Raw genomic sequence first — 2,969 nt, 5'->3', positions numbered from 1 at the left:
CCGCGCACGCGCACTCTGCGCATCTGCCTTCCATGCACACACCGTCGGTGCATATGCGTGCCGTGATCACCTGGGTCGCCATTTTTCCCCTCGTGGCGATCGGCATGACGATCCTCGCTCCGCTCACGGAGTCATGGCACCCCGCGCTACGCGCCCTCGTCCTGACCCTTGTTGTGGTTCCTACCGCCGTCTACCTCGTTGTCCCCAAACTGATCGCTGGCTACGGCTCGCTGAAGAGGCGGCAGGCACGGAAGGCCGCCGCCAAGGCCTAGCGTGTGTCAGGCATCACCCGGCGATCCGGCGGCCACACGCTAAACTTGTCACGTTATGAACCGCACAATGTTTAAGTCCAAGATCCACCGTGCCACGGTGACCCATGCCGATCTGCACTATGTAGGTTCAGTGACGGTCGACCTGGATCTGCTGGATGCTGCGGATATTCTCCCCGGCGAGCTCGTCTCCATTGTTGACGTGACGAATGGCGCGCGCCTGGAGACTTACACCATTGCCGGTGAACGCGGCTCCGGCGTCATCGGCATCAACGGGGCCGCGGCGCACTTGGTGCACGTGGGCGACGTCGTCATCCTCATCACCTACGCGGAGATGACCACCGAAGAAGCCAAGGCCTACCAGCCCAAGGTTGTCCATGTGGACAGGGCCAACAAGATCGTCCAACTCGGCAGCGATCCCGCCGAAGGCATCACTCCGGGCATCATGCGCCCGCCGCACGCCCTCAACAACGCCCAGCTGAACTAGGCTTCCCGTAGTCGCGGGGCACCTCCTTACGTGGTCCACATGGCGGAACATGCCGCCGTCGTGCCTTACGGGCGAATAAAGCTGATTTAGGCTGGGACTGTGAACCCACGCCGCCCCGCGCCCGTCCCCCGCCGGATGTCGTAGTGCTGGGCGTCCTTTCCGGGTTCTTCGTGGTGTGGGCCATCATCCTGGTGGGCATGTTCGTCGGCAAGCGCGGGATCCTGGGGGACAATGCGCGTTCGGTCCTCAGCGGCCTGACTTTCTTCGTCGCGAGCCCTGCGCTTCTCTTTGAAACCCTGGGCAAGGCCCGTCTTCACGATGTCTTCGCCGCTCCACTCCTGGTCACGGCGGTGGGCGCCGTCGCCACAGGCAGCCTTTTCTTCATCGTCGTGAAGTTCTGGCTCAAGCGTTCCCTGCCCGAATCGCTTATGTCCTCCATGAGCGCTTCGCTAGCCAACTCGGCGAACCTCGGCATCCCTATCGCGGTGTTCGTCCTCGGCGACGCCAGCTATGTGGCGCCCCTGCTGATCTTCCAGCTCGCGTTCTTCACGCCCATGTACCTGATGGCGCTCGATGCCAGCACCAGCAGCCACCGCACCACTCCCCTGCGCTTCGTCCTGATGATCGTCCGGAACCCGATGATCGTAGGATCCGCCCTCGGTTTGGTGGTCGCCGGGACGGGCTGGCAGGTGCCTTCGCTCATCATGGAGCCGATCCATTTGATCGGCGGTGCCGCAATTCCCGCGATGCTGATGGCGTTCGGGATGAGCTTGAATGGTTCGCGGCCCCTGCAGAAGGACACGGGCCGCCGGACGGATGCCCTGCTGGCCAGCGGCTTCAAGCTGTTTGTCCACCCCACAATGGCGTACCTGTTCGCCCGCTTCGCGCTGGGCCTGGAAGCGCATGCGCTGTTCGCCGTGGTGGTCACGGCGGCCCTGCCCACCGCGCAGAACGTGTTCGTGGCGGCGAGCCGCTACAACACGGGAATCACCGTGGCCAAGGATACGGTCCTGATCACCACGGTGGTGGCCGTCCCGGCGATGATCGCCGTGGCCCTGCTGCTTACCTAAGCCCGCCCCACCCAACTAGCTCGCAGTAGGTGTCGTTTAGACGCCCCAAAACGACATTAAGTGCGAGTCAGTTGGGCGGGCGCCTACTCCTCGTCCACCGAGTCCAGGTACCTGTCCAGGAGCTGCGCGCAGCGGATGAAACCCAAATGCGAATACGCCTGCGGGTGGTTTCCCAAGTGGGTTTCCGTGCCGGGGTCGAACTCCTCCGGAAGCAGCCCGGTCGGACCGAAGAGCGCCACGAGCTGGTTGAACAACTCCAGCGCGTCGTCCAGTCGGCCCACGGCGAGGTACGCCTCAATCAGCCAGGTGGTGCAGATGTGGAACCCGCCCTCCAAACCCGGCAGGCCGTCGTCGTACCTGTACCGGAACACGGTGGGACCCACCCGCAGTTCCCGCTCGACGGCGGTGACGGTGTCCAGGAAGCGCTGGTCGCGGACGTCCAGCAGGCCTGAAAGTCCGATGTGCAGAACGGCCGCGTCCAGGTCGGGGCTGTCGTAGGCCACGGTGTAGGAGCTCGCGGAATCATCCCAGCCCTCCCGGAGGACCTCCGAGCGGATGATGTTTGCCGTTTCCTCCCACTCGGCCCCGATGGGGCGTCGGAACCGGACCGCCGTGTGCATGGCCCGGTCCAGCGTCACCCAGCACATCACCTTGGTGTAAATGTGGTGCCGCGGCGCGCGCCGGGCTTCCCAGATGCCATGGTCAGGTTCGTGCCAGCGGGCCAGCACGGCGGACGCCATCTGTTCCATGAGCTGCCAGTGCTCGTCCGGCAGCGTGCCGCGGCGCCTGCTGAGGGTCTGGATGAGTTCGGCGATCGGGCCGAAGACGTCCAGCTGCACTTGGTGGTCGGCGGCGTTCCCGATCCGCACGGGCCGTGAGCCGGCGTAACCGGGCAGGCTCTCGATAATTGCCTCGGTGGACAACGGGGAGCCGGTCACGGAGTACAGGGGGTGCAGCCATTCCGGCCCGGGCGCGTTCTCCAGGATGCGGCCCAGCCAGCGGAGGAACCGTCTGCCTCCTCGGTGGAACCAGGTCCACGAGCGCATTGACCGTCATGGAGCCGTCGCGGAGCCAGCAGTAGCGGTAGTCCCAGTTGCGGGTGCCGCCGATCCCTTCCGGCAGCGACGTGGTTGGAGCCGCGAG

General features: G+C 65.0%; 3 protein-coding genes and 1 pseudogene. 3 read left to right on the top strand and 1 reads right to left on the bottom strand.

What is annotated here, in order from left to right:
• The 3 genes from AHiyo1_RS20615 to AHiyo1_RS20605 all read left to right on the top strand — a co-directional run.
• Positions 1 to 272: hypothetical protein (locus AHiyo1_RS20615; RefSeq protein ID WP_445286247.1), on the top strand; the 272-nt coding region annotated here is incomplete at its 5' end.
• Between the two features lie 55 nt (positions 273 to 327).
• Positions 328 to 756, top strand: a complete 429-nt coding sequence (panD, locus tag AHiyo1_RS20610; RefSeq protein WP_172465683.1) for an aspartate 1-decarboxylase — start codon at positions 328 to 330, stop codon at positions 754 to 756.
• 143 nt (positions 757 to 899) lie between these two features.
• Entirely contained in the window at positions 900 to 1,826 is a 927-nt protein-coding gene (locus AHiyo1_RS20605) for an AEC family transporter (protein ID WP_059389827.1), read from the top strand.
• Positions 1,827 to 1,909: 83 nt separating this feature from the next.
• Here the strand turns inward: AHiyo1_RS20605 and AHiyo1_RS20600 are convergent.
• Positions 1,910 to 2,969, bottom strand: a pseudogene (locus AHiyo1_RS20600) (glycoside hydrolase family 15 protein); the annotation flags it as partial.

The sequence above is a fragment of the Arthrobacter sp. Hiyo1 genome (genome assembly GCF_001263615.2).
In the GTDB taxonomy this organism is placed as follows: domain Bacteria; phylum Actinomycetota; class Actinomycetes; order Actinomycetales; family Micrococcaceae; genus Arthrobacter.
This window is presented reverse-complemented; position numbering and strand designations above follow the sequence as displayed.

Coding starts and splice junctions, on each gene's coding strand:
- panD (WP_172465683.1), top strand. CDS start 328: ATGAACCGCACAATGTTTAAGTCCAAGATCCACCGTGCCACGGTGACC.